The sequence below is a fragment of the Streptomyces sp. NPDC006602 genome, assembly GCF_042870385.1.
In the GTDB taxonomy this organism is placed as follows: domain Bacteria; phylum Actinomycetota; class Actinomycetes; order Streptomycetales; family Streptomycetaceae; genus Streptomyces.
In genome coordinates this window covers 60,371-82,646 of sequence record NZ_JBIAHG010000021.1, presented here as the reverse complement: position 1 = coordinate 82,646, position 22,276 = coordinate 60,371, and the positions used below count along the sequence as shown (strand labels likewise).

The window sequence follows — 22,276 nt, the reverse complement described above, 5'->3', positions numbered from 1 at the left end:
CTGAGTACCTCGTCTGAGTACCTGTACGGATGTGGGACCGGCCGCCACCTCGGCAGGCTGTGCCGCATGACTTCGCACCGCTCCCCGAAGCCCCTCGCCGACCCGGACCGTCCCGTCGAGCGTGCCGTGACGGCCGCCCTGATCCTCGCCACCCTCGCGGGGCTCGCCTGGATCGTCGGAATGATCTACACCGTCGCCCAGTGGCCGCTGTAGGGCGGGCTCACCGGCTCCCGGCCACACGGAAGGTGATCCCGGCCCGCCGCAGCCGCCCGGTCAGCGCGTCGCCCATCGCGACCGCCGTGGTGACCTGACCGGAGGTCGGCGGGAGGTCGTCGAAGGCCAGGGACAGCGCCGACTCGGCGAACATCTTCGCCGTCTCGTCGTATCCCGGGTCGCCGCCCGACACCTCGGTGAACACCCGCCGCCCGCCGCCCTCGCCGACGAAACGGACCTTGAACCAGCTCTTCGCGCGCTTCTCGGGGTCCGGCCCCTCCCCGGGCTTGAGCCGCTTCGACAACCAGTGCCGCGCGGGCGGCAGTTGGGCGGCGGCGAACAGCGCACCCGCGGCCGCCACCCCGCCCACCGCGACCGGCAGGCGCCGTACCGCCGCGTACTCCCGATAGCGGAAGTCGGGGCCGTACCGCTCCAGCGCCTGCGCGGACCGCCGGACGATCTGCGCGTCGATCGTCGGCAGAGGCAGCGCCCAGGCGCCGACCTCTGGTGCGAACCGGGGCGCTCCAGTCGGTGCGGTGGCCCTCCGGCCCACCAGGCGGGGCTCGTGCCGCCCGCGGTCCCGGGCGGCGGCCAGCATCTGCCGCCCTCGCGCGAACTGGTTCAGCGCCGAGGCGAACGTGCCGCCCGAGAAGGTCGCGTCCGCGGTCACGAACCCGTCGACCCTCAAAGGCACGCCCTCGGGGAGCTGCCCGACCGTGAAGTACGCCCCCAGGTCGTGCGGTACGGAGTCGAAGCCGCAGGCGTGCACCAGCCGGGCGCCCGTCTCACGCGCCCGTGCGTCATGACGGACGTACATCAGGTCCACGAACTCCGGCTCACCGGTGAGGTCCAGATAATCGGTACCGGAGTCCGCGCAGGCGGCGACGAGTTCCTCGCCGTAGGTCACATAGGGGCCGACCGTGGTGGCCACCACGCGCGCGTGCTCGGCGAGTTCGCGCAGCGAGGCCGGATCCGACACGTCGGCCCTCAGTACCCCGACCTCGGTGCCGCCGGGCAGCCCCTCACGCAGCCGGTGGAGCTTCACCTCGTCGCGGCCCGCGATCGCCCAGCGCAGCCCCTCGGGTGCGTGCGCGGCCAGATACTCCGCGGTGAGCGTTCCCACGAAGCCGGTGGCTCCGAAGAGCACGATGTCGTAGGGACGGTCCGTCCTTTTCAGCCTGCTCATGACACCCCTCGGGATTCCGTCGCACGCGCCGTTGTCGGTGGCCGAGGCTAGCGTGAGAAGTACCAGGACCCGACGACGAGGCCGGAGGTATCAGGTGGCGGTGCCGAAGAACGCCCTGAAGAAGTGGCGGAAAGCGCGCGACTTCGCCCTCGGGCTGCCGGGTGTCACGGAGGAGTTCCCCTGGGGCGAGACCGTCGCCAAGGTCAACAAGAAGGTGTTCGTCTTCCTCGGTGTCGACGACGGCAGTCATCCGCTGGGCCTCACGGTGAAGCTCAAGGAAGAGGCCGCCCACGCCCACGCGCTGACCTGCCCGGGCGCCGAACCCGCCGGGTACGGCCTCGGCAAGGCAGGCTGGGTCTCGGTCCCGTTGGAGCGGCAGGGCGCCCCGGCCGCCGAGCTGCTGTGCGACTGGGTGGAGGAGAGCTACCGCGCGATCGCGCCGAAGCGGCTGACAGCCGAGCTGGACGCGCGCTGAACCGGCCGGCGGGGCACAATCCGACTAAGCGCTTGCTCTCCAGGTCTTGTGTCCGTTGTGAGGCGTTCCTAGCATCACTGGTGTTACATCGGTTGTGTCATACCTTTGGGGGCTGAATGGCAACGACGCCAGGGCCGGGCCCGCTCTCCGGCGTACGCGTGGTCGAGCTGGCCGGGATCGGGCCCGGCCCGTTCGCCGCCATGCTCCTCGCCGACCTGGGCGCCGACGTCGTCCGCGTGGACCGGCCCGGCGGCGCGGGGCTCGCCATCGACCCGGAGTTCGACGTCACCAACCGCAACAAGCGCTCGGTGATCGTCGACCTGAAAGCGGCCGACGGCCCCGCCCGCGTCCTCGACCTCGCCGCCCGCGCGGACGTCCTCATCGAGGGCTACCGCCCCGAAGTCGCCGAGCGCCTCGGCGTCGGCCCCGAGGACTGCCACGCCCGCAACCCCAAGCTCGTCTACGGCCGGATGACCGGCTGGGGGCAGGAGGGTCCCCTCGCCCCGCGCGCCGGCCACGACATCGCCTACATCGCGCTCACCGGCACCCTCGGCATGATCGGCGAACCGTCCCGGCCTCCCGCCGTCCCGGCCAACCTGCTCGGTGACTACGCGGGCGGTTCCCTGTACCTCGTCGTCGGTGTCCTCGCCGCCCTGCACCACGCCCGCGCGACCGGCACCGGCCAGGTCGTCGACGCGGCCATCGTCGACGGCACCGCCCACCTCTCCGCGATGATCCACGGAATGCTCGCCGCCGGCGGTTGGCAGGACCGGCGCGGCGCCAACCTCCTCGACGGCGGCTGCCCGTACTACGGGACCTACGAGACCGCCGACGGGAAGTACATGGCGGTCGGGGCCCTGGAGCCGCAGTTCTTCGAGGAGTTCCTGGACCTGCTCGGCATCGAGGGGTACGCCGACGCCCGCAAGGACTGGAGCCGCTGGGGCGAGCTGCGCGAGGCGGTCGTAGCCCGCTTCACATCCCGCACCCGTGACGAGTGGGCGGCCGTCTTCGAGGGCTCCGACGCCTGCGTGGCGCCCGTGCTGTCCTTGCACGAGGCCCCGCACCACCCGCACCTCGCCGCTCGCGGCACCTTCACCGACCACGGCGGCATCACCCAGCCCGCCCCGGCACCCCGCTTCTCGGCGACCCCGACGCAGGTCCGCACCGGCCCGGCCCGGCCGGGCGCCGACACCGCCGACGTGGCACGCGACTGGGACGTGCCCGACCTCCTGAAGGGCCTCTCATGAAGCGGCAGATCTTCGCCCCCGAGCACGACGCGTTCCGTGAGACCGTGCGCAGCTTCCTGGCCAGGGAGGTGGTCCCGTACTACGAGCAGTGGGAGAGGGACGGCATCGTCTCCCGCGACGCGTGGCGCGCGGCCGGCAAACAGGGCCTGCTCGGGCTCGCCGTCGACGAGGAGTACGGAGGCGGTGGCACCGCCGACTTCCGCTACAGCGCCGTCCTCGCCGAGGAGTTCACCCGCGCGGGTGCCCCGGGCCTCGCCCTCGGCCTGCACAACGACATCATCGGCCCGTATCTGACCGGCCTGGCCACAGAAGAGCAGAAGCGGCGCTGGCTGCCCGGATTCTGCGACGGCACGCTGATCACCGCCATCGCCATGACCGAGCCCGGCGCCGGTTCCGACCTCCAGGGCATCCGCACCCACGCCGAGGACCGGGGCGAGCGCTGGCTCCTCAACGGCTCCAAGACGTTCATCTCCAACGGGATCCTGGCCGACCTGGTGATCGTCGTGGCGAAGACGACTCCGGAAGGCGGAGCCCACGGCCTGTCCCTGTTCGTCGTCGAACGGGGCATGGAGGGCTTCGAGCGCGGCCGCAACCTCGACAAGATCGGCCAGAAGGCCCAGGACACGGCCGAGTTGTTCTTCCACGACGTGCGCGTGCCCAAGGAAAACCTCCTCGGCGAGCTCGACGGCGCCTTCGTCCACCTGATGACGAACCTCGCCCAGGAGCGCCTGAGCATCGCCGTCGCCGCGATCGCCGCCGCCGAGCACCTGCTGGAGATCACCACCGAGTACGTCAAGGAGCGCGAGGCCTTCGGCCGGCCCCTGGCTGCCAAGCAGCACGTCCGCTTCGAAATAGCCGAGATGGCCACCGAGTGCGCCGTCACCCGCGCCTTCCTCGACCGTTGCATCGAGGAGCACTCCTGCGGCGGACTCGACGCCGTGGACGCCTCCATGGCCAAGTGGTGGGCGACCGAACTGCAGAAGCGGGTCGCCGACCGCTGCCTCCAACTGCACGGCGGCTACGGCTACATGACCGACTACCACGTCGCCCGGGCCTTCACCGACGGGCGTATCCAGACCATCTACGGCGGGACCACCGAGATCATGAAGGAGATCATCGGCCGTTCCCTGCTGGGCTGACCCTCCCCGAAAGGCTTGATGTGAGCACCGAAGCGTATGTGTACGACGCGATCCGCACCCCGCGCGGCCGCGGCAAGGCGAACGGCGCCCTGCACGGCACGAAGCCCATCGATCTGGTCGTCGGGCTCATCCACGAGATCCGTGACCGCTTCCCGAACCTCGACCCGGCGGCGGTCGACGACATCGTGCTCGGCGTCGTCGGACCGGTCGGCGACCAGGGCTCCGACATCGCCCGGATCGCCGCCGTCGCCGCCGGACTGCCGGACACGGTGGCCGGCGTACAGGAGAACCGCTTCTGTGCCTCGGGTCTGGAGGCCGTCAACACGGCCGCCGCCAAGGTGCGTTCCGGCTGGGAGGACCTCGTCCTCGCGGGCGGCGTCGAGTCGATGTCGCGGGTGCCGATGGCGTCGGACGGCGGCGCCTGGTTCAACGACCCGATGACGAACCTCGCCACCAACTTCGTGCCGCAGGGCATCGGCGCCGACCTCATCGCCACCATCGAGGGCTTCTCCCGGCGGGACGTCGACGAGTACGCGGCGCTCTCGCAGGAGCGGGCGGCCACCGCCTGGAAGGAGGGCCGATTCGACCGCTCCGTCGTCCCGGTGAAGGACCGCAGCGGGCTCACCGTCCTCGACCACGACGAGCACCTGCGCCCGGGCACCACCGCCGACTCCCTCGCCAAGCTGAAGCCGTCCTTCGCGGACATCGGCGACCTCGGCGGCTTCGACGCCGTGGCCCTGCAGAAGTACCACTGGGTGGAGAAGATCGACCACGTCCACCACGCGGGCAACTCCTCCGGCATCGTGGACGGCGCGTCGCTGGTCGCGATCGGCTCGAAGGAGGTCGGTGACCGCTACGGGCTCACCCCGCGCGCGCGGATCGTCTCCGCCGCCGTCTCCGGCTCCGAGCCCACCATCATGCTCACCGGTCCCGCCCCCGCCACCCGCAAGGCCCTCGCCAAGGCCGGGCTGACCATCGACGACATCGACCTCGTCGAGATCAACGAGGCCTTCGCGGCCGTCGTCCTGCGCTTCGTGAGGGACATGGGCCTGTCCCTCGACAAGGTGAACGTCAACGGCGGCGCGATCGCGCTGGGCCACCCGCTCGGCGCCACCGGCGCCATGATCCTCGGCTCGCTCGTCGACGAACTGGAGCGCCAGGACAAGCGCTACGGCCTCGCCACGCTGTGTGTCGGCGGCGGCATGGGCATCGCCACGATCGTCGAACGCATCTGAATCCCCGGCGGAACCCGGATCCAAGAGACCTCTACGGAGACCCTGTCATGACACAGAGCACCACCATCCGCTGGGAACAGGACCGCACCGGCGTCGTCACCCTCGTTCTCGACGACCCGGACCAGTCCGCGAACACCATGAACCAGGCGTTCCGCGACTCCCTCGCGGTGATCACCGACCGCCTGGAGGCCGAACAGGACACCATCCGCGGCATCATCATCACCTCCGCCAAGAAGACCTTCTTCGCCGGCGGCGACCTGCGCGACCTCATCCGCGTCACCCCCGAGACCGCGCAGGAACTGTTCGACGGCGGCATGGCCATCAAGCGCGACCTGCGCCGCATCGAGACCCTCGGCAAGCCGGTCGTCGCGGCGATGAACGGCGCTGCCCTGGGCGGCGGCTACGAGATCGCCCTGGCCTGCCACCACCGCATCGCCCTAAACGCGCCCGGCTCCAAGATCGGCTGCCCCGAGGTCACCCTCGGCCTGCTCCCCGGAGGCGGCGGCGTGGTCCGCACCGTACGTCTGCTGGGCATCGCCGACGCGCTCCTGAAGGTGCTCCTCCAAGGCACCCAGTACAGCCCGCGGCGCGCCCTGGAGAACGGTCTCGTCGACGACGTGGCCGCCACCCAGGAGGAACTCCTCGCCAAGGCCCGCGCCTTCATCGAGGCCAACCCCGCCTCGCAGCAGCCGTGGGACAGGCCGGGCTACCGGATCCCCGGCGGCACGCCCGCCAACCCGAAGTTCGCGGCGAACCTGCCCGCCTTCCCGGCCACCCTGCGCAAGCAGACGAACGGCGCCCCCTACCCGGCACCGCGCAACATCCTCGCGGCCGCCGTCGAGGGCTCCCAGGTCGACTTCGAGACCGCGCAGGTCATCGAGGCCCGCTACTTCGTGGAGCTGGCCGCCGGGCAGACTTCGAAGAACATGATCCAGGCGTTCTTCTTCGACCTCCAGGCCGTCAACTCCGGCGCGAACCGTCCGCGGGGCGTCGAACCGCGCCAGGTGCGCAAGGTCGCCGTCCTCGGCGCCGGAATGATGGGCGCGGGCATCGCCTACTCGTGCGCCCGCGCGGGCATCGACGTCGTCCTCAAGGACGTCTCCCTGGAGGCCGCCGTCAAGGGCAAGGGCTACTCCGAGAAGCTGTGCGCCAAGGCCGTCTCCCGGGGCCGTACGACTCAGGACAAGGCGGACGCGCTGCTCGCCCGTATCACCCCCACCGCCGAGGCCGCCGACCTCGCGGGCTGCGACGCGGTCATCGAGGCCGTCTTCGAGGACACCTCGCTCAAGCACAAGGTGTTCCAGGAGATCCAGCACCTCGTCGAGCCGGACGCGCTGCTGTGCTCCAACACCTCCACGCTCCCCATCACCGCCCTCGCCGAAGGCGTCGAGCGCCAGACCGACTTCATCGGCCTGCACTTCTTCTCGCCCGTCGACAAGATGCCGCTCGTCGAGATCATCAAGGGCGAGCGCACCGGCGAGGAGGCCCTCGCCCGCGCCTTCGACCTGGTCCGGCAGATCAACAAGACGCCGATCGTCGTCAACGACTCCCGCGGCTTCTTCACCTCACGCGTCATCGGGCACTTCCTCAACGAGGGCGTGGCCATGGTCGGTGAGGGCGTCGAGCCCGCGTCGGTCGAACAGGCGGCGGCGCAGGCCGGCTACCCGGCCAAGGTGCTGTCCCTGATGGACGAGCTGACGCTCACGCTCCCGCGCAAGATCCGCACCGAGACGAGGCGGGCCGTGGAGGAGGCGGGCGGCACCTGGACGGCCCACCCAGCCGATGCCGTCATCGACCGCATGGTCGACGAGTTCGGCCGCACCGGCCGTGGTGGAGGAGCGGGCTTCTACGAGTACGGCGGCGACGGCAAGCGGGCTGGGCTCTGGCCGGGCCTGCGCGAGCACTTCACGAGCGAGGGTGCCGAGATCCCCTTCGAGGACATGCAGGAACGCATGCTCTTCTCCGAGGCGCTGGACACGGTCAGGCTCCTGGAGGAAGGCGTCCTGACCTCCGTCGCCGACGCCAACATCGGCTCGATCTTCGGCATCGGCTTCCCCGGCTGGACCGGTGGAGTCCTCCAGTACATCAACGGCTACGAGGGCGGGCTGCCGGGCTTCGTGGCACGCGCGCGTGAACTCGCCGAACGGTACGGGGAGCGGTTCGAGCCGCCCGCGCTCCTGGTGGAGAAGGCGGACAAGGGGGAGCGGTTCGGGGACGTGTGATCCCTGGCCGGCAGGGACTTCGCCCCCGCCGCCCCTTCCCGTTCCCGACCTTGAGGGCTTGGCCCCCAAACCCCCGCTCCTCAAGCGCCGGACGGGCTGATTTCAGCCCGTCCGGCGCTTGAGGACGAGCGCGAAGGGCGACAGGGGGGTCTGGGGGCGCAGCCCCCAGGGACGGGACGGGAAGGGGCGGCGGGGGCGAGAACCGCCGCCCCACGTCCAGTCACTGCGTGAGCCAGTCGCGCAGCTCTTCCTTCAACGACCGCTGGAACGTGGTCAGCAGCGCCTGCACCACCAGCGGGTGCACGTGCGCCGACAGCGACTTCACGTCCTGCGCGTCGCGCTCCGACACCTCCCCGCGGAAGAGCTCCGCCAGCGCGTGGGCCGCCGCGCGCGAGTGCTCGACGAGGACCTTGCGGGACGCGAGGATCGCCTCCTGCGACAGCGGTACGTCGAGCAGTTGGACGCCGAGCCGGAGCAGGCCCAGGTCGACGTGGTACGAGCCGCCGTCCGCCCCGACCACGCCCATCGCGGCGAGCCGCGCCACGTCCTGCTCGTTCAACTCCCGCCCCGCACGCCGCTGAAGCTCCTCCCGCGACACCGTCTCCACCGTCTCCGGCGCCCAGGAGGTCACCACGGCCCGGTGGATCGCGAGGTCGTGCGCGCTGAGGTCCGGCGGCAGCTGCTGCACATAGCGCTCGATGGCCGCCAGCGTCATGCCCTGCTGCTGCAACTCCTCGATCAGCGCGAGCCGTGCGAGGTGCTTTTGGCCGTAGTGCCCGACCCGCCGCGCACCGATCACCGGCGGGGGCAGCAGACCCTTGGTGCCGTAGAAACGGACCGTGCGGACCGTGACACCCGCTCGCGCGGCCAGCTCGTCGATGGTGAGGGTCGGCTCCCCGGCATCGGTGGTGTCGGTCGTCATGTGCAGCAGTATCGCTGTCTCACCAATGGTGTGAAACCTCTTGGGCACCCTCACTGATCATGCGATCGCCGACCGCGTGCATGTGCACCTCTGTGACATGTGACACCGCGTGTGAGGTGGCTTCCGGGGAAGGCGCCCCCTCGGCCTGTGCCTTTTCACCGAGCGGCACGGGCCGAGTCACGTCCGGACACCCGAGCGAGACCCGCCGGGGCGCACCAGAGAGTGGAACCACCCGTGAACAAGGACGCCGTGGAATCGGCACAGGCCGGCTCCCGCACCGGGGCGGCCACGACGCCCGTGGACGCGGGCGACGCCGGCTACAGCAAGGACCTCAAGGCCCGTCATGTCAACATGATCGCCATCGGCGGCGCGATCGGCACCGGACTCTTCCTGGGCGCCGGAGGCCGCCTGCGCGACGCGGGCCCGGCGCTCGCCATGGCCTACCTCGTCTGCGGCGTGTTCGCCTTCTTTGTCGTCCGGGCCCTCGGCGAACTGGTGCTGTACCGTCCGTCGTCCGGTTCCTTCGTGTCGTACGCGCGTGAGTTCCTCGGCGAGAAGGGCGCGTACGTCGCCGGCTGGATGTACTTCCTGAACTGGTCGACGACCGGTATCGCCGACATCACCGCGATCGCCCTCTACACGCACTACTGGAGCCTGTTCACCGACATCCCGCAGTGGACGCTGGCCCTGATCGCCCTCGCGGTGGTCCTGGCCGTGAACCTGATCTCGGTGAAGATCTTCGGCGAGATGGAGTTCTGGTTCGCGATCATCAAGGTCGCCACTCTCGTCGGCTTCATGCTGATCGGCATCTTCCTGCTGTCCACCCGGCACGAGGTGGGCGGCGGGACCCCCGGCACGGGCGTGATCACCGACAACGGCGGTGTCTTCCCGCACGGCCTGATGCCGGTCGTCCTCGTCATGCAGGGCGTGATCTTCGCGTACGCCGCCCTGGAGCTGGTCGGAGTGGCCGCGGGCGAGACCGCCGAGCCGGAGAAGGTCGTCCCGCGCGCGGTGAACTCGATCATGTGGCGCGTGGGCCTCTTCTACGTCGGTTCCGTCGTCCTCCTGGCCCTCCTCCTGCCCGGTTCGGTCTACTCGGCCGACGAAAGCCCCTTCGTCACGGTCCTGTCGAAGATCGGCGTCCCTGCGGCGGGCGACGTGATGAACCTGGTGGTCCTCACGGCCGCGATGTCGTCGCTGAACTCCGGCCTGTACTCCACGGGCCGCATCCTGCGTTCCATGGCGACGGCGGGCTCGGCCCCCAGGTTCACCGCCCGCATGAACCGCAGCCAGGTCCCCTACGGCGGCATCCTGCTGACCTGCGCGGTCTGCGTCCTCGGTGTCGGCCTCAACTACCTCATGCCGAGTCAGGCCTTCGAGATCGTGCTGAACGTCGCCTCCCTCGGCGTCATCAGCACCTGGGTGATCATCATGGTCTGCCACCTGGTCTTCGTCCGCCGCGCCCGCGCCGGCCTGCTGCCTCGCCCTTCGTTCCGTCTCCCCGGCAGCCCGGCCACGGAGATCACCACGATCGCCTTCCTCCTCGCCTGCCTCGCCATGATGTGGAACGACCCCGAGGTCGGCCGCAAGACGCTGCTCCTCATCCCCGTGATCGCGATCCTGTTGATCGCCGGCTGGTTCGGCATCCGGCGCAGGGTCGCGTCCTGAAGGGGTGCGGGGAACCGCGCGACCAGCCACGCACGGTCCGCAGGCACCGCCGACCAGAGGTCCCACGGCGCGAACCCCACTCCGGTGCCTCCCGAGCGGCTAGCGCTCGTGCACGTCGTTCGTCGCCGCGATCTTCTTCCACGACCTCGGTTGCAGGGGAGCCGCCGCGCCCCGGGCGAGGGAGGCATCCCGCGCCGCAGGCGCCGCCGGCTTCTCCGGCCGGAACAGCCACGTGTCGAACAGCGCGGTCAGCGGCTTGCCCGACACCTGCTCGGCGTACTTCTGGAAATCGGCGACCGACGCGTTGCCGTAGGCGTACGTCTTCGGCCAGCCCTTGAGGATCGCGAAGAACGCCTCGTCACCGATCTCGTTGCGCAACGCCTGCAGGGCCAGCGCGCCCCGGTCGTAGACGGCGATGTCGAACTGGTTCTCCGGCCCCGGGTCCCCGGGCTTCACCGTCCAGAACGCGTCGTCGGCCGGGTGCGAGGCGTACACGTAGTCGGCGAGTTCCTGCGCCGTGCCCTCGCCCTCGTGCTCGGACCACAGCCACTGGGCGTACCGCGCGAAGCCCTCGTTGACCCAGATGTCCTTCCAGCCGGCGACCGACACGAGGTCGCCGTACCACTGGTGGGCGAGCTCGTGCACGACCACGGAGACGTTGGACCCGTTCGCGAACTGCCGCGGGCTGTAGAAGGGCCGGGTCTGCGTCTCCAGCGCGTACCCGGTGTCGGTGTTCGGCACGTATCCGCCGAGCGCGTTGTAGGGATACGGCCCGAAGTACCCGCTCAACCAGTCCGCGATCTCCCCGGTCCGCTCGACGCTCGCCCGCGCCGCCCCGGCGTTGTCGCCCAGATCCTTGCTGTAGGCGTTGATGACCGGAATACCGCTCTCGGTCGTCCCTGTGGTGATGTCGAACTTGCCGACGGCCAGCGTCGCCAGGTAGGTGGCCTGCGGCTTGTTGGACCGCCAGTTGTAGCGGGTCCAGCCGAGGCGTGAACTCGTCGACTGGAGTGTGCCGTTGGAGATGGCCTGGGTGCCGTCCGGGACAAGGACGGACACGTCATAGGTGGCCTTGTCGAGCGGGTGGTCGTTGCTCGGGAACCACCACCAGGCCGACTCGGGCTCGTTCGCCCCGACTCCGCCGTCCTCGGTCCGGTGCCAGCTCGTGAAGCCGTACGCCTGCTCGGACGAGGGCACCCCGCTGTAGCGGACCACGACGGTGACGGCCGTGCCCTTGGCCAACGGCGTCTTCGGCGTGATCTCCAGCTCGTGCTCGCCCGAGGTGGTGTACGACGCCGTCACGCCGTTCACCCGCACCTCGCTCACGTCCAGCAGAAAATCCAGATTGAACCGGGACAGGTCCTGCGTGGTGCGGGCCAGCAGGGTCGCCGTGCCCTCCAACTCGTCCGTGGCCGGCTGGTACTTCAGCCGCAGGTCGTAGTGCGAGACGTCGTATCCGCCGTTGCCGTAGGCCGGGTAGTAGGGGTCGCCGATGCCCGGTGTGCCGGGGGAGTAGCTCGCGGCCGACGCCGGGATCGCCAGCAGGACGGACGCGGCAGCTAGTGCGCCCGGCGCCAAGATTCTGCGGTGCACGAAAGCTCCAAGTCGTTGGGGCACGAGGTCTGTTCGAGCCTATTCAGTACCTGTGAGCCCAGACGTGTCCACGGCCGCCCCTGTCACACGATCGCCATTCGGCCGTCATGAGCGACTGCGTCGCACGCACCTTTCCAGCCACACTCTGCCTGCCCCAAGCGGCCCTCTTTTGTACGGGAGTTGACCGCAGTACCGTCCGCGCATGTCGATACGCACGCGCTTCACGATCTGGAGACCGCTCGCGACGGTGGCCACAGCCGCCCTGCTGGCCACATTCCTCACGCCCGCCGCCCAGGCAGCCCCGCGCGAGAGCCGACCCGTCTACTCGTACGACAACGCCGTCCGCGAGGCCGTCTGGGTGGACACCCGACTCGACGGCGACAGCGACGGGAAGACGGACCGCGTCGCCGTCGACATCGTCCGGCCGCGCGAACCCGCCCAACAGGGCCGCAAGATACCCGTGATCATGGACGCCAGCCCGTACTACTCCTGCTGCGGGCGCGGCAACGAGAGCCAGAAGAAGACGTACGACGCGGCAGGCGACGTCGTCCAGATGCCGCTGTTCTACGACAACTACTTCGTGCCCCGCGGCTACGCCTTCGTCGGCGTCGACCTCGCCGGAACCAACCGCTCCGACGGCTGCGTGGATGTGGGCGGCCGCTCCGACATCCAGTCCGCGAAGGCCGTCGTCGACTGGCTGAACGGCCGCGCCAGGGCCTACACCAGCCGCACCGGCACCACCACCGCCAAGGCGACCTGGACCAACGGCAGAACCGGCATGATCGGCAAGAGCTGGGACGGCACCATCGCCAACGGCGTCGCCGCCACCGGAGTCGAGGGCCTGAAGACCATCGTCCCGATCAGCGCCATCTCCACCTGGTACGACTACTACTTCTCCAAGGGCGCCCCGCTCTACGACTCGGGCCCCGACTGGCTGTCCGACTACGTCGACAGCCCCGACGCCCGCGCCAAGTGCGCCGCCGTCCAGCAGAAACTCGTCGACGGAGCCCCGCGCACCGGCGACCGGACCCCGCTGTGGAGCGAACGCGACTACGTCAAGGCCGCCTCGAAGGTGAAGGCGAGCGTCTTCCTGGTCCACGGCATGCAGGACCTCAACGTCCGTATGCAGCACGTCGGTCCGTGGTGGGACGCCCTCGCGAAGAACGGCGTCGAGCGCAAGATCTGGCTCTCCCAGACCGGCCACGTCGACCCCTTCGACTTCCGCCGCGCCACCTGGGTCGACACCCTGCACCGCTGGTTCGACCACGAACTCCTCGGCTACGACAACGGCGTCGACCGCGAGCCCGTCGCCGACATCGAACGCCACCCCGACCAGTGGGTCACCTCGAAGTCCTGGCCGCCGCGCGGCACCAGCGCCACGACCCTGCGCCCCGCCGAGGGCAGCCAGGAGGGCGTCGGCACGCTCGGCCTGCGCAAGAGCAGCGGCACCGAGACCTTCACCGACGACCCGCAACTGAGCGAGACCGACTGGGCGGCGCGGGTCGACACGTCCACGCCCGACAAGGCGGGCTTCGTGACCGGCCCGCTCACCCGCGACCTGCGCGTGTCCGGCGCCTCCAAGGTCACCGTCACCGCGACCCCGACCACCTCGACGGCCCACCTGTCCGCCGTCCTGGTCGACCTCGGCCCCGACACCATCCGCGACTACGCGGCGAGCGGCGAGGGCATCAGCACGCTCACCGACCGCACCTGCTGGGGCGTGAGCACCGCCGGCGACAGCGCCTGCTTCAAGAAGACGCAGGCCAAGACCACCGACGTGGACTACACGGTCGTCAGCCGCGGCTGGGCCGACCTCGGCAACCACTCCTCCGGCACGGGCGTCCCGCTCACCCCGGGCAAGGCGTACACCATCACCCTCGACCTCGGGGCCACCGACCACGTCGTCCCGGCCGGCCACCGCCTCGCGCTGATCGTCGCGGGCACGGACAAGGACCTCATCGACCCGCCGTCCACCACCCCGACCCTGACGGTCGACCTGTCCCGTACGTCCGCTCGCGTCCCGCTGGTCGGCGGCGCGGCCGCGTTCGCGCGGGCCACCGCGGGCTCCGTGTCCGCCGCCCCCGAGGCCACGAGCCTCGAAGGGGTCCAGGCACAGCGCACCGTCCAGCGCGTCCCGAAGGGGGCCCGGTGATCCGCACCCTGTTCACCGGCGAGCGCCGGGCCCACGTCTGGCTCACCGACTGCTGAGAGCCCGCGTCAGGAGGGGGTGGCCAGCCCGGCCGCCTCCTCCGCGCACCCCCAGGCCACGGTCACACCCGCCCCGCCGTGGCCGTAGTTGTGCACCAAGACCCGCCCGCCGGGCAGGTGTTCACGCTCCAGCCGGACCGGGCCCCGCGCCGGCCTGAGCCCCACCCGGTGCTCCAGCACCCGCGCCCCGGCGATCTCGGGCCGCAGCGCCGCACACCGCCGTACGATCGCCTCCGCCACCGCCGGTTCGGGATCCAGCGACCACGCGTCCTCGTCGGCGGTGCCACCCAGCACGAGCCGGTCCGGCTGCGGGAAGAAGTACGTCGTCGCCCCGGCGGCGTCCGTGGAGACCAGCCAGGTGCGGATGCCGGGGTTCTCCACGATGACCAGCTGCCCGCGCACGGGACGCACGGACGGGTCCGGCACCAGTTCCCGGGCGCCCAGGCCCGTGCAGTTGACCACGACCGGCGCGCCGACCCCGGCCAGATCCGACACCGTTCGTGTCTCGATCACCCCGCCCGCCGCGAGGAACCGCTCCCGCAGCCACGGCAGATGAGTCGACATGTCGATGAGTGGCAGCCGCGCCCACATCCCCGTCCCGGCGTACTCCTCGGCCGTCGCCGCCCGCAGCCCCGGCAGCCGCGCGCCCGCCCACGCCACGGCCCGGTCCAGGTCCGTCTCGCCCTGCACCCCTTCGACCATGCGTACGCCGGTCACCTCGGGAGCGGCCGCCAGCTCCTCGTAGACGTCCAGCGAGCGCAGCGCCCAGGTGCGGGCGAGCTCTTCCGGCTCGATCGCGTACGGCCACCACAGCGCCCCGGCGACCGCCGAGGTGGTCCGCTCCACCGGATCCCGCGTCCACACCCGCACCCGCCGGCCCCGCTCGGCCAGCACGAGGGCCGTCGTCAGCCCGATGACACCGCCGCCGACCACGACGACGTCGTCCTTCAGTTCGCTCTTCACGCGGGGACGCTAGCGGAATATGTCATGCCGTGCTCACATCGGGCCCAGTCTGGGGATACTCACAGCATGTGTGCCGAGTACGCGACCTTCGGCCTGGCACCGGCGATGCGTGCCGGTGGAGTCCTCGCCAACGGTGACTTCCAAATACACCGGGACTTCGTGGACTTCATCGTCGACGGACGCCCGCTGCTCTTCCAGCTCTCCGACCTCGACGCCGTCTCCCCACTCGCCTCCGACGTCCCACCCGCGATCTTCACCGCCCAGGTCCGCAGCCTGCTCCTGGAGGCGGACGCGCCGCTGCCCGGCGGCCGCTACGTCGTCTACGGCTGCCCCGAGTGCGAGGACCTGGCCTGCGGCGCCGTCACCGCGGTGATCGACCAGTACGGCGAGGACTTCGTCTGGCGGGACTTCGCCTGGCAGACGGACGAACACGCCGACCTGGAGCTCAACGGCTACCACGGCATCGGCCCGTTCCGCTTTCATGGCGCCGAGTACCGTGCGGCGCTGAACTCCCTCCTGGACACCGCCGCCGACACCCGCCGCCGCGTCCTGCTCATCGGCGCCCGCGTCGCGGTCCTCGCCAAGCTCGCCGCCGCCCTGCGCACCATCGGTATCGGCGCCGACATCACCCGTGACGCGCACGACGTCCCCGCCGACGAACTGCGCGCGTACGGCGCCGTCGCCTTCGGCCGTGCGATCACCGAGGAGGAACGCGCCTCCGTACGCCGCTCCTTCGAACGCGCCGGAGTCGACGTGGCCTACGTCGACGGCCTGGCCCCGATCGTCCCCCTCCTCGTCGCCCAGATCGAGCACGCCCTGGACCGCAGTCCCGTGGAACGGCGCCGGCTCACCCGCCTGGTCGCCGCCGACGGCGAGGCGGGCGTCGAGGTCACCTCCACGTGCCGGGTCCGCCTCACCGCATACCGCCTCGACCGCCTCTACCGCACCCACACCCACGAACTTTTCGACGGCATCCTGGAACCGGGCCGGCACCGCATCGCCCTGGACGCCTCAGCGGTCAAGGGGGAGTCCTTCGTGGTGGCGCGGACGTCGGGGAGTGTGCTGGTGGCGGCGATGGCGCACTGAAAAACCCGGACGCGGACCGCCGAGAGCGACCACTATCATCGGCAGTCTGATGACTGCCACCCTCGTCGCCAAGAACCTCGCCGCCGGCCACGGCGACCGCTCCCTGTTCTCCGGGCTCGACCTCGTCGTCGCGCCCGGAGACGTCATCGGGCTGGTCGGAGCCAATGGCGCGGGCAAGTCCACGCTGCTCAGGATGCTCGCCGGGCTCACCGCCCCGGAGGAGGGCGAGCTGCGGCTGTCCCCGCCGACGGCGACCGTCGGCCATCTGCCGCAGGAGCCGGAGCGACGGCCCGGCGAGTCCGTCCGGGACTTCCTCGCCCGCCGCACCGGCGTCGCCGAGGCCCAGCGCACGATGGACGAGGCGACCCAGGCCCTGGTCGACGGCGCCCCGGGCGCCGACGACGCCTACGCGACGAGCCTGGAGCGCTGGCTCGACCTCGGCGGCGCCGACCTCGACGAGCGGGCCGAAGAGGTCGCCGACTCGCTCGGCCTGGCCGTCGACCTGGACCAGCCGATGACGTCACTGTCCGGCGGCCAGGCGGCACGAGCCGGCCTCGCCTCCCTGCTCCTGTCCCGCTACGACGTCTTCCTCCTCGACGAGCCGACCAACGACCTCGACCTGGACGGCCTGGAGCGCCTCGAACGCTTCGTGAGCGGCCTGCGCGCCGGCACGGTCGTCGTCAGCCACGACCGCGAGTTCCTCACCCGCACGGTCACCAAGGTCCTCGAGCTGGACCTCGCCCAGCAGCAGATCACCCTCTACGGCGGCGGCTACGAGGCCTACCTGGAGGAGCGGGAGGTCGCCCGCCGGCATGCGCGCGGCGACTTCGAGGAGTACGCCGACAAGAAGGCCGCCCTCCAGGAACGGGCCCAGACCCAGCGCTCCTGGATGGACAAGGGCGTGAAGAACGCGCGCCGCAAGGCGGCCAACGACAACGACAAGATCGGCCGCAAGTTCCGCAGCGAGGCCAGCGAGAAGCAGGCCGCGAAGGCCCGCCAGACCCAGCGCATGATCGAACGCCTCGATGTCGTCGAGGAACCCCGCAAGGAGTGGGACCTGCGCATGGAGATCGCGTCCGCCCCGCGTTCGGGCGCGGTCGTCGCGACCCTGCGGGAGGCCGAGGTCCGGCGCGGCGACTTCGTGCTCGGCCCGGTGTCCCTGCAGATCGACTGGGCGGACAGGATGGCGGTGACGGGAGCGAACGGCGCGGGCAAGTCGACGCTCCTCGGCGTCCTCCTGGGCCGCAGTGCGCCGGACGCGGGCAGCGCCTCCCTCGGCTCGGGCGTCCTGGTCGGCGAGGTCGACCAGGCCCGCAAGCTCTTCCACGGCCAGGAAGCCCTGCTGGACGCCTTCGGCGCGGCCGTCCCGGACACCGAACCGGCCGAAGTGCGCACCCTGCTGGCCAAGTTCGGCCTCAAGGCGGACCACGTCCTGCGCCCGGCATCGACCCTCTCCCCGGGCGAGCGCACCAGGGCGGCACTGGCCCTGCTCCAGGGCAGGGGCGTGAACCTCCTGGTCCTCGACGAGCCGACCAACCACCTGGACCTTCCGGCCATCGAACAGCTGGAGTCGGCGCTGGACGCCTACGAGGGCACGCTCCTCCTGGTCACCCACGACCGCCGCATGCTGGACGCGGTCCACGTGAACCGCCGCCTGGAGGTGGCGGACGGCAAGGTGACGGAGCGGTAGGTCCGGCCGTCACATTCCCGCCTGCCGCGCGGCGACGTGACGACAGGGCCTAGCGCGAGGTGAGACGCCGTGCCAGGCCCGGGTAGTCGACCACACAGCCGGCCTCGTCGAACTCCAGGTCGCTGCGGAAGTCGCCGGAGGCGAAGCGCACCAGCCCAGGGCCGAGATGGGTGTAGGTCTGCCGGGACGGCTCCACGGTCATATCGGGGACCGACACCCACGCCATCAGGAACTCCCGCTCCCCGGGCTCCCGATGAAGGCCGTGCCGCAGCACCGGCATGGTGTTGGTGAGGGGACACAGGCCGAGGTCGCAGTCGAGGGCCCCGTCGACCTGGGGGATCCGCTCGCCGTTCATCGTCCAGCGGCCCCTGCCGTCGCGGCCCAGGTCGAGGATGTGGGTGCCATGCGTGGTGGCGGCCTCCGCCAGCAGACGGCGAGTGACGAAGCCGTCGGTCGTGTCGAGCGCGTACGAGATCCAGTACGTCTCGGGAACGGTGCCGACCGCCCTGCCACGTGCCCGTAGCACCTTCTCGTCGAGATCGACCCAGGCTGTCTCATAGCCCCCGCTCTCGGACACGTCCCAGGTGATCACACGTGATGTCCGCATGGCGCCAGCCTACGGACGAACCCGGCCCGGACCCTTGGTGGCATACCGGAGAATCCGGACCGGACTGCTCGAACGGCGCCTTCTCAACGCCTGCCCTTCTTCGGGTCGACGAGACCCGCCTTGCGCAGGGCGTCGGCCATCGCGCTGTTGGCGGGCGGCGCAGCCTGGCGCGAACCGCCACCGCCACCGCCACCGCCGCCGCTCCGGTTCTGCCGCTGCTGCGGCGGGCGCCCGCCCCGCTGCCGGCGCTCGCCGCCGCCCTGGGCCGGCTGCCGCTCCTGCGGTGCCGCCTCGTCGTCCAGGCGGAGCGTCAGCGAGATCCGCTTGCGCGGGATGTCGATGTCCAGCACCTTCACCTTGACGATGTCACCCGGCTTCACCACGTCCCGCGGGTCTTTGACGAACGTCTTCGACATCGCGGAGACATGCACCAGGCCGTCCTGGTGGACGCCGACGTCGACGAACGCCCCGAAGGCCGCCACGTTCGTGACCACGCCCTCCAGGATCATCCCGGAGGACAGGTCGGAGATCTTCTCGACGCCCTCCTTGAAGGTGGCCGTCTTGAACGCCGGCCGCGGGTCGCGCCCCGGCTTCTCCAGCTCCCTGAGGATGTCCGTCACGGTCGGCAGACCGAACGTCTCGTCGACGAAGTCCTGCGGCTTCAGCGAGCGCAGCACGCCGGTGTTGCCGATGAGCGACCCCACCCCCTGGCCGGCGGTCGTCACCATCCGCCGTACGACGGGATACGCCTCCGGGTGCACGCTGGACGCGTCGAGCGGGTCGTCGCCCTCGCGGATCCGCAGGAAGCCCGCGCACTGCTCGTACGCCTTGGGGCCCAGCCGGGCCACCCCCTTGAGCTGCGCGCGGGACTTGAACGGGCCGTTCGTGTCCCGGTGCGCCACGATGTTCTCGGCGAGCCCGGAGGAAATGCCGGAGACCCGGGAGAGCAGGGGTGCGGACGCCGTGTTCACGTCGACACCCACGCCGTTCACACAGTCCTCCACCACCGCGTCCAGCGAACGCGAGAGCTTCACCTCGGACAGGTCGTGCTGGTACTGGCCGACACCGATCGACTTCGGGTCGATCTTCACCAGCTCCGCGAGGGGGTCCTGGAGCCGCCGCGCGATCGACACGGCGCCGCGCAGCGACACGTCCATGTCGGGCAGCTCCTGGGAGGCGAAGGCGGAGGCCGAGTACACGGAGGCGCCCGCCTCCGACACCATCACCTTGGTGAGGTTCAGCTCCGGTTGCTTGGCGATCAGTTCGCCGGCGAGCTTGTCGGTCTCCCGGGACGCCGTGCCGTTGCCGATCGCGACCAGTTCGACCGCGTGCTCCTTGGCGAGGCGGGCCAGCTTGGCGATCGCCTCGTCCCACCTGTTCGCCGGGACATGCGGGTGGATGACGTCCGTCGCCACCACCTTGCCGGTGGCGTCGACCACGGCCACCTTGACTCCCGTACGGAACCCCGGGTCCAGCCCCAGCGTCGCGCGGGTGCCGGCCGGGGCGGTGAGCAGCAGGTCGCGGAGGTTCGCCGCGAAGACATTCACGGCCTCGTCCTCGGCGGCCGTGCGCAGCCGCAGCCTGAGGTCGATGCCGAGGTGCACGAGCAGCCGGGTGCGCCAGGCCCAGCGGACGGTGTCCTGCAGCCACTTGTCGCCGGGCCGGCCGCGGTCGGCGATGCCGAAGCGGTGCGCCACGATTCCCTCGTACGAGGACGGCCCGGGCTGCTCGGAAGGCTCCTCCGGCTCCAGGACCAGGTCGAGGACCTCCTCCTTCTCGCCGCGCAGCATCGCCAGGATCCGGTGCGAGGGCAGCGCGGTGAACGGCTCGGAGAAGTCGAAGTAGTCGGCGAACTTCGCGCCCGCCTCCTCCTTGCCCTCCCGCACCTTGGCGGCCAGCCGCCCGCGCACCCACATGCGCTCGCGCAGCTCACCGATCAGGTCGGCGTCCTCCGAGAAACGCTCGGTGAGGATCGCCCGGGCGCCGTCGAGAGCGGCCTGCGGATCGGCGACGCCCTTGTCGGCGTCGACGAACGCGGCCGCCGCGGCGAGGGGCTCCACACTCGGGTCGCCGAGCAGCCCCTCCGCCAGCGGCTCGAGACCGGCCTCGCGCGCGATCTGCGCCTTGGTGCGCCGCTTCGGCTTGAACGGCAGGTAGATGTCCTCCAGCCGCGCCTTGGTCTCGGCGCCGCGGATCCGCGCCTCGAGCTCGGGCGTCAGCTTGCCCTGCTCGCGCACCGACTCCAGGATCGCGGTCCGCCGCTCCTCCAGCTCCCGCAGGTAGCGCAGCCGCTCCTCGAGCGTGCGCAGCTGCGCGTCGTCGAGCATCTCGGTCGCTTCCTTGCGGTAGCGGGCGATGAAGGGCACCGTCGAACCGCCGTCGAGCAGTTCCACGGCAGCCCTGACCTGCCGCTCCCGTACGCCGAGTTCCTCGGCGATCCTGCCTTCGATGGACCCTACGAGGGGTGTCGTCACGATGCCGTACCGCCTTCTCCACTGAGGTTGCGCGGCAATTGTGGCAGGTGGCGCGGACAGTCGGGGTCCAGGGCGGAATCCCGGCGGGCCGGGCGGTCAGACCCGACGGCTGCGCGTCGAGCTCGAGGCACCTCCGAAGAGCCGGGCCAGCGCCCGGAAGGGCAGCGTCACGACGGTGGCGATGGCTCCACCGATCTGGCGCAGTACGTCTGCGATCGCACGGAACACTTGATTCCCCTTTCCTCTCCCGGCCACCACGGCCGGGACAGCCGAGTACCTCGGAGATCGCGGGCCATGCTCACCGCCGTCCCGGCAGCACCTGTTGGCAGGAAAGGTGGGGAGCTCGTCATTGCCGCCATCGAGACCTCGGCGAAGAATCGACCGTATGCCGCAGCGAACCCTTCTCGTCGTCCTCTTCGACGGCGTCCAGAGCCTGGACGTCTCCGGCCCCGTCGAGGTCTTCGCCGGGGCCGAGACGTACACCCCGGGCACGTACCGCATCCGCACGGCCTCCCTGGACGGCGCTCCTGTGCGCACCTCCAGCGGCCTGACCCTCGTACCGGACGAGCCCCTCACCGTCACGCCCCGACCGCACACCCTGCTCGTCCCGGGCGGCCGGGGCACCCGCACCCCCGACCCGCGCCTGACCGACTGGCTGCGCGAGCACGGCCCGCGCGCGCGGCGCCTGGTCTCCGTGTGCACCGGCGCGATCCTGCTCGCCGAGGCGGGCCTGCTGGACGGCCGCCGCGTCACCACCCACTGGGCCTACTGCGACAAACTCGCCCGCGACCACCCCGCCGTCCAGGTCGACCCGGATCCCATCTACGTCCAGGACGGGCACGTCTCCACCTCGGCGGGCGTCACCTCGGGTATCGACCTCGCCCTGGCCCTGGTCGAGGAGGACCTGGGCCGGGAAGCGGCGCTCGCCATAGCCCGTCACCTGGTCGTCTTCCTGCGCAGGCCCGGAAACCAGGCCCAGTTCAGCGCCCAGCTGGCCGCCCAGACGGCACAGCGCGAGCCGCTGCGGGAGGTCCAGCAGTGGATCACCGAGCATCCCGCCGACGACCTGAGCGTCGAGTCGCTCGCCGAACGCGCCCGTCTGTCACCCCGCCACTTCGCCCGCGCCTTCCGCACCGAGACCGGCATGACACCCGGCCGCTACGTCGACCGCGTCCGCCTCGAACACGCCCGCCGCCTCCTGGAGGACACCGGCGACGGAGTCGAGGAGATCTCCCGCGCCTGCGGCTACGGCACCCCCGAGGCGATGCGCCGCGCCTTCCTCAAGGCGCTCGGCGCGGCCCCGGCCGAGTACCGCCGCCGGTTCAGCCCCGCCACCGCACGCTGAAAG

Annotated in this window: 18 protein-coding genes; 11 read left to right on the top strand and 7 right to left on the bottom strand. The window is 71.0% G+C overall.

Annotation, left to right across the window (positions count from 1 at the left end; all coding sequences use genetic code 11):
- Positions 1–66: 66 nt before the first annotated feature.
- Positions 67–213, top strand: coding sequence for a morphogenic membrane protein MmpA (mmpA, locus tag ACFYO2_RS35525; RefSeq protein WP_388357583.1), 147 nt, complete (start codon positions 67–69; stop codon positions 211–213).
- 7 nt (positions 214–220) lie between these two features.
- Here the strand turns inward: mmpA and ACFYO2_RS35520 are convergent, their stop codons facing one another.
- Positions 221–1,399, bottom strand: coding sequence for a saccharopine dehydrogenase family protein (locus ACFYO2_RS35520; RefSeq protein ID WP_388357580.1), 1,179 nt, complete (start codon positions 1,397–1,399; stop codon positions 221–223).
- A gap of 94 nt (positions 1,400–1,493) precedes the next feature.
- On the opposite strand from ACFYO2_RS35520, the gene ACFYO2_RS35515 reads away from it, so the two are divergent.
- The 5 genes from ACFYO2_RS35515 (at position 1,494) to ACFYO2_RS35495 (ending at position 7,717) form a co-directional block, all read left to right on the top strand.
- Entirely contained in the window at positions 1,494–1,874 is a 381-nt protein-coding gene (locus tag ACFYO2_RS35515) for an MmcQ/YjbR family DNA-binding protein (protein ID WP_388357577.1), read from the top strand.
- Positions 1,875–1,990: 116 nt separating this feature from the next.
- The gene (locus tag ACFYO2_RS35510) at positions 1,991–3,121 is read left to right on the top strand and encodes a CaiB/BaiF CoA transferase family protein (protein ID WP_388357574.1); all 1,131 of its coding nucleotides are present in this window, start codon (positions 1,991–1,993) and stop codon (positions 3,119–3,121) included.
- Complete coding sequence (locus tag ACFYO2_RS35505) at positions 3,118–4,260, top strand: acyl-CoA dehydrogenase family protein (protein ID WP_388357571.1); 1,143 nt, start codon at positions 3,118–3,120, stop codon at positions 4,258–4,260. Before ACFYO2_RS35510 ends, ACFYO2_RS35505 begins: the two co-directional genes overlap by 4 nt.
- 20 nt (positions 4,261–4,280) lie before the next feature.
- Positions 4,281–5,495: an acetyl-CoA C-acetyltransferase gene (locus tag ACFYO2_RS35500; RefSeq protein ID WP_388357569.1), complete on the top strand. Its 1,215-nt coding sequence runs from the start codon at positions 4,281–4,283 to the stop codon at positions 5,493–5,495.
- 47 nt (positions 5,496–5,542) lie between these two features.
- The gene (locus tag ACFYO2_RS35495) at positions 5,543–7,717 is read left to right on the top strand and encodes a 3-hydroxyacyl-CoA dehydrogenase NAD-binding domain-containing protein (protein WP_388357566.1); all 2,175 of its coding nucleotides are present in this window, start codon (positions 5,543–5,545) and stop codon (positions 7,715–7,717) included.
- Positions 7,718–7,937: 220 nt separating this feature from the next.
- On the opposite strand, the gene ACFYO2_RS35490 is transcribed toward ACFYO2_RS35495, so the two are convergent.
- Positions 7,938–8,639, bottom strand: a complete 702-nt coding sequence (locus ACFYO2_RS35490; protein WP_388357563.1) for a MerR family transcriptional regulator — start codon at positions 8,637–8,639, stop codon at positions 7,938–7,940.
- Positions 8,640–8,873: 234 nt separating this feature from the next.
- On the opposite strand from ACFYO2_RS35490, the gene ACFYO2_RS35485 reads away from it, so the two are divergent.
- Positions 8,874–10,307 carry an amino acid permease gene (locus ACFYO2_RS35485; protein ID WP_388357560.1) on the top strand — a complete coding sequence of 478 codons (1,434 nt, stop codon included), beginning with the start codon at positions 8,874–8,876 and terminating at the stop codon, positions 10,305–10,307.
- Positions 10,308–10,406: 99 nt separating this feature from the next.
- Here ACFYO2_RS35485 and ACFYO2_RS35480 read toward each other — a convergent pair whose 3' ends face one another.
- Positions 10,407–11,900, bottom strand: coding sequence for a M1 family metallopeptidase (locus ACFYO2_RS35480; RefSeq protein WP_388357557.1), 1,494 nt, complete (start codon positions 11,898–11,900; stop codon positions 10,407–10,409).
- Between the two features lie 202 nt (positions 11,901–12,102).
- Between ACFYO2_RS35480 and ACFYO2_RS35475 the strand changes: the two genes are divergently transcribed.
- A complete protein-coding gene (locus ACFYO2_RS35475; RefSeq protein WP_388357554.1) occupies positions 12,103–14,052 on the top strand; it encodes a Xaa-Pro dipeptidyl-peptidase in 1,950 nt (649 codons plus the stop codon).
- 65 nt (positions 14,053–14,117) lie between these two features.
- Here the strand turns inward: ACFYO2_RS35475 and ACFYO2_RS35470 are convergent, their stop codons facing one another.
- Positions 14,118–15,071, bottom strand: coding sequence for an FAD-dependent oxidoreductase (locus ACFYO2_RS35470; RefSeq protein ID WP_388357551.1), 954 nt, complete (start codon positions 15,069–15,071; stop codon positions 14,118–14,120).
- Between the two features lie 66 nt (positions 15,072–15,137).
- Here ACFYO2_RS35470 and ACFYO2_RS35465 point away from each other — a divergent pair, with 66 nt between their 5' ends.
- The gene (locus tag ACFYO2_RS35465; RefSeq protein WP_388357548.1) at positions 15,138–16,157 is read left to right on the top strand and encodes an oxidoreductase; all 1,020 of its coding nucleotides are present in this window, start codon (positions 15,138–15,140) and stop codon (positions 16,155–16,157) included.
- A 49-nt stretch (positions 16,158–16,206) separates the two neighbouring features.
- Positions 16,207–17,847, top strand: coding sequence for an ABC-F family ATP-binding cassette domain-containing protein (locus ACFYO2_RS35460; RefSeq protein ID WP_388357545.1), 1,641 nt, complete (start codon positions 16,207–16,209; stop codon positions 17,845–17,847).
- A gap of 49 nt (positions 17,848–17,896) precedes the next feature.
- On the opposite strand, the gene ACFYO2_RS35455 is transcribed toward ACFYO2_RS35460, so the two are convergent.
- The 3 genes from ACFYO2_RS35455 to ACFYO2_RS35445 all read right to left on the bottom strand — a co-directional run bounded on the left by ACFYO2_RS35455 (position 17,897) and on the right by ACFYO2_RS35445 (position 21,156).
- Positions 17,897–18,454, bottom strand: a complete 558-nt coding sequence (locus ACFYO2_RS35455; protein ID WP_388357542.1) for a putative glycolipid-binding domain-containing protein — start codon at positions 18,452–18,454, stop codon at positions 17,897–17,899.
- Between the two features lie 83 nt (positions 18,455–18,537).
- Entirely contained in the window at positions 18,538–20,928 is a 2,391-nt protein-coding gene (locus tag ACFYO2_RS35450) for a Tex family protein (RefSeq protein WP_388357540.1), read from the bottom strand.
- A gap of 96 nt (positions 20,929–21,024) precedes the next feature.
- Positions 21,025–21,156, bottom strand: a complete 132-nt coding sequence (locus tag ACFYO2_RS35445) for an LPFR motif small protein (RefSeq protein WP_010042827.1) — start codon at positions 21,154–21,156, stop codon at positions 21,025–21,027.
- 157 nt (positions 21,157–21,313) lie between these two features.
- Here ACFYO2_RS35445 and ACFYO2_RS35440 point away from each other — a divergent pair, with 157 nt between their 5' ends.
- Entirely contained in the window at positions 21,314–22,273 is a 960-nt protein-coding gene (locus tag ACFYO2_RS35440; protein WP_388357537.1) for a GlxA family transcriptional regulator, read from the top strand.
- Positions 22,274–22,276: the final 3 nt, after the last annotated feature.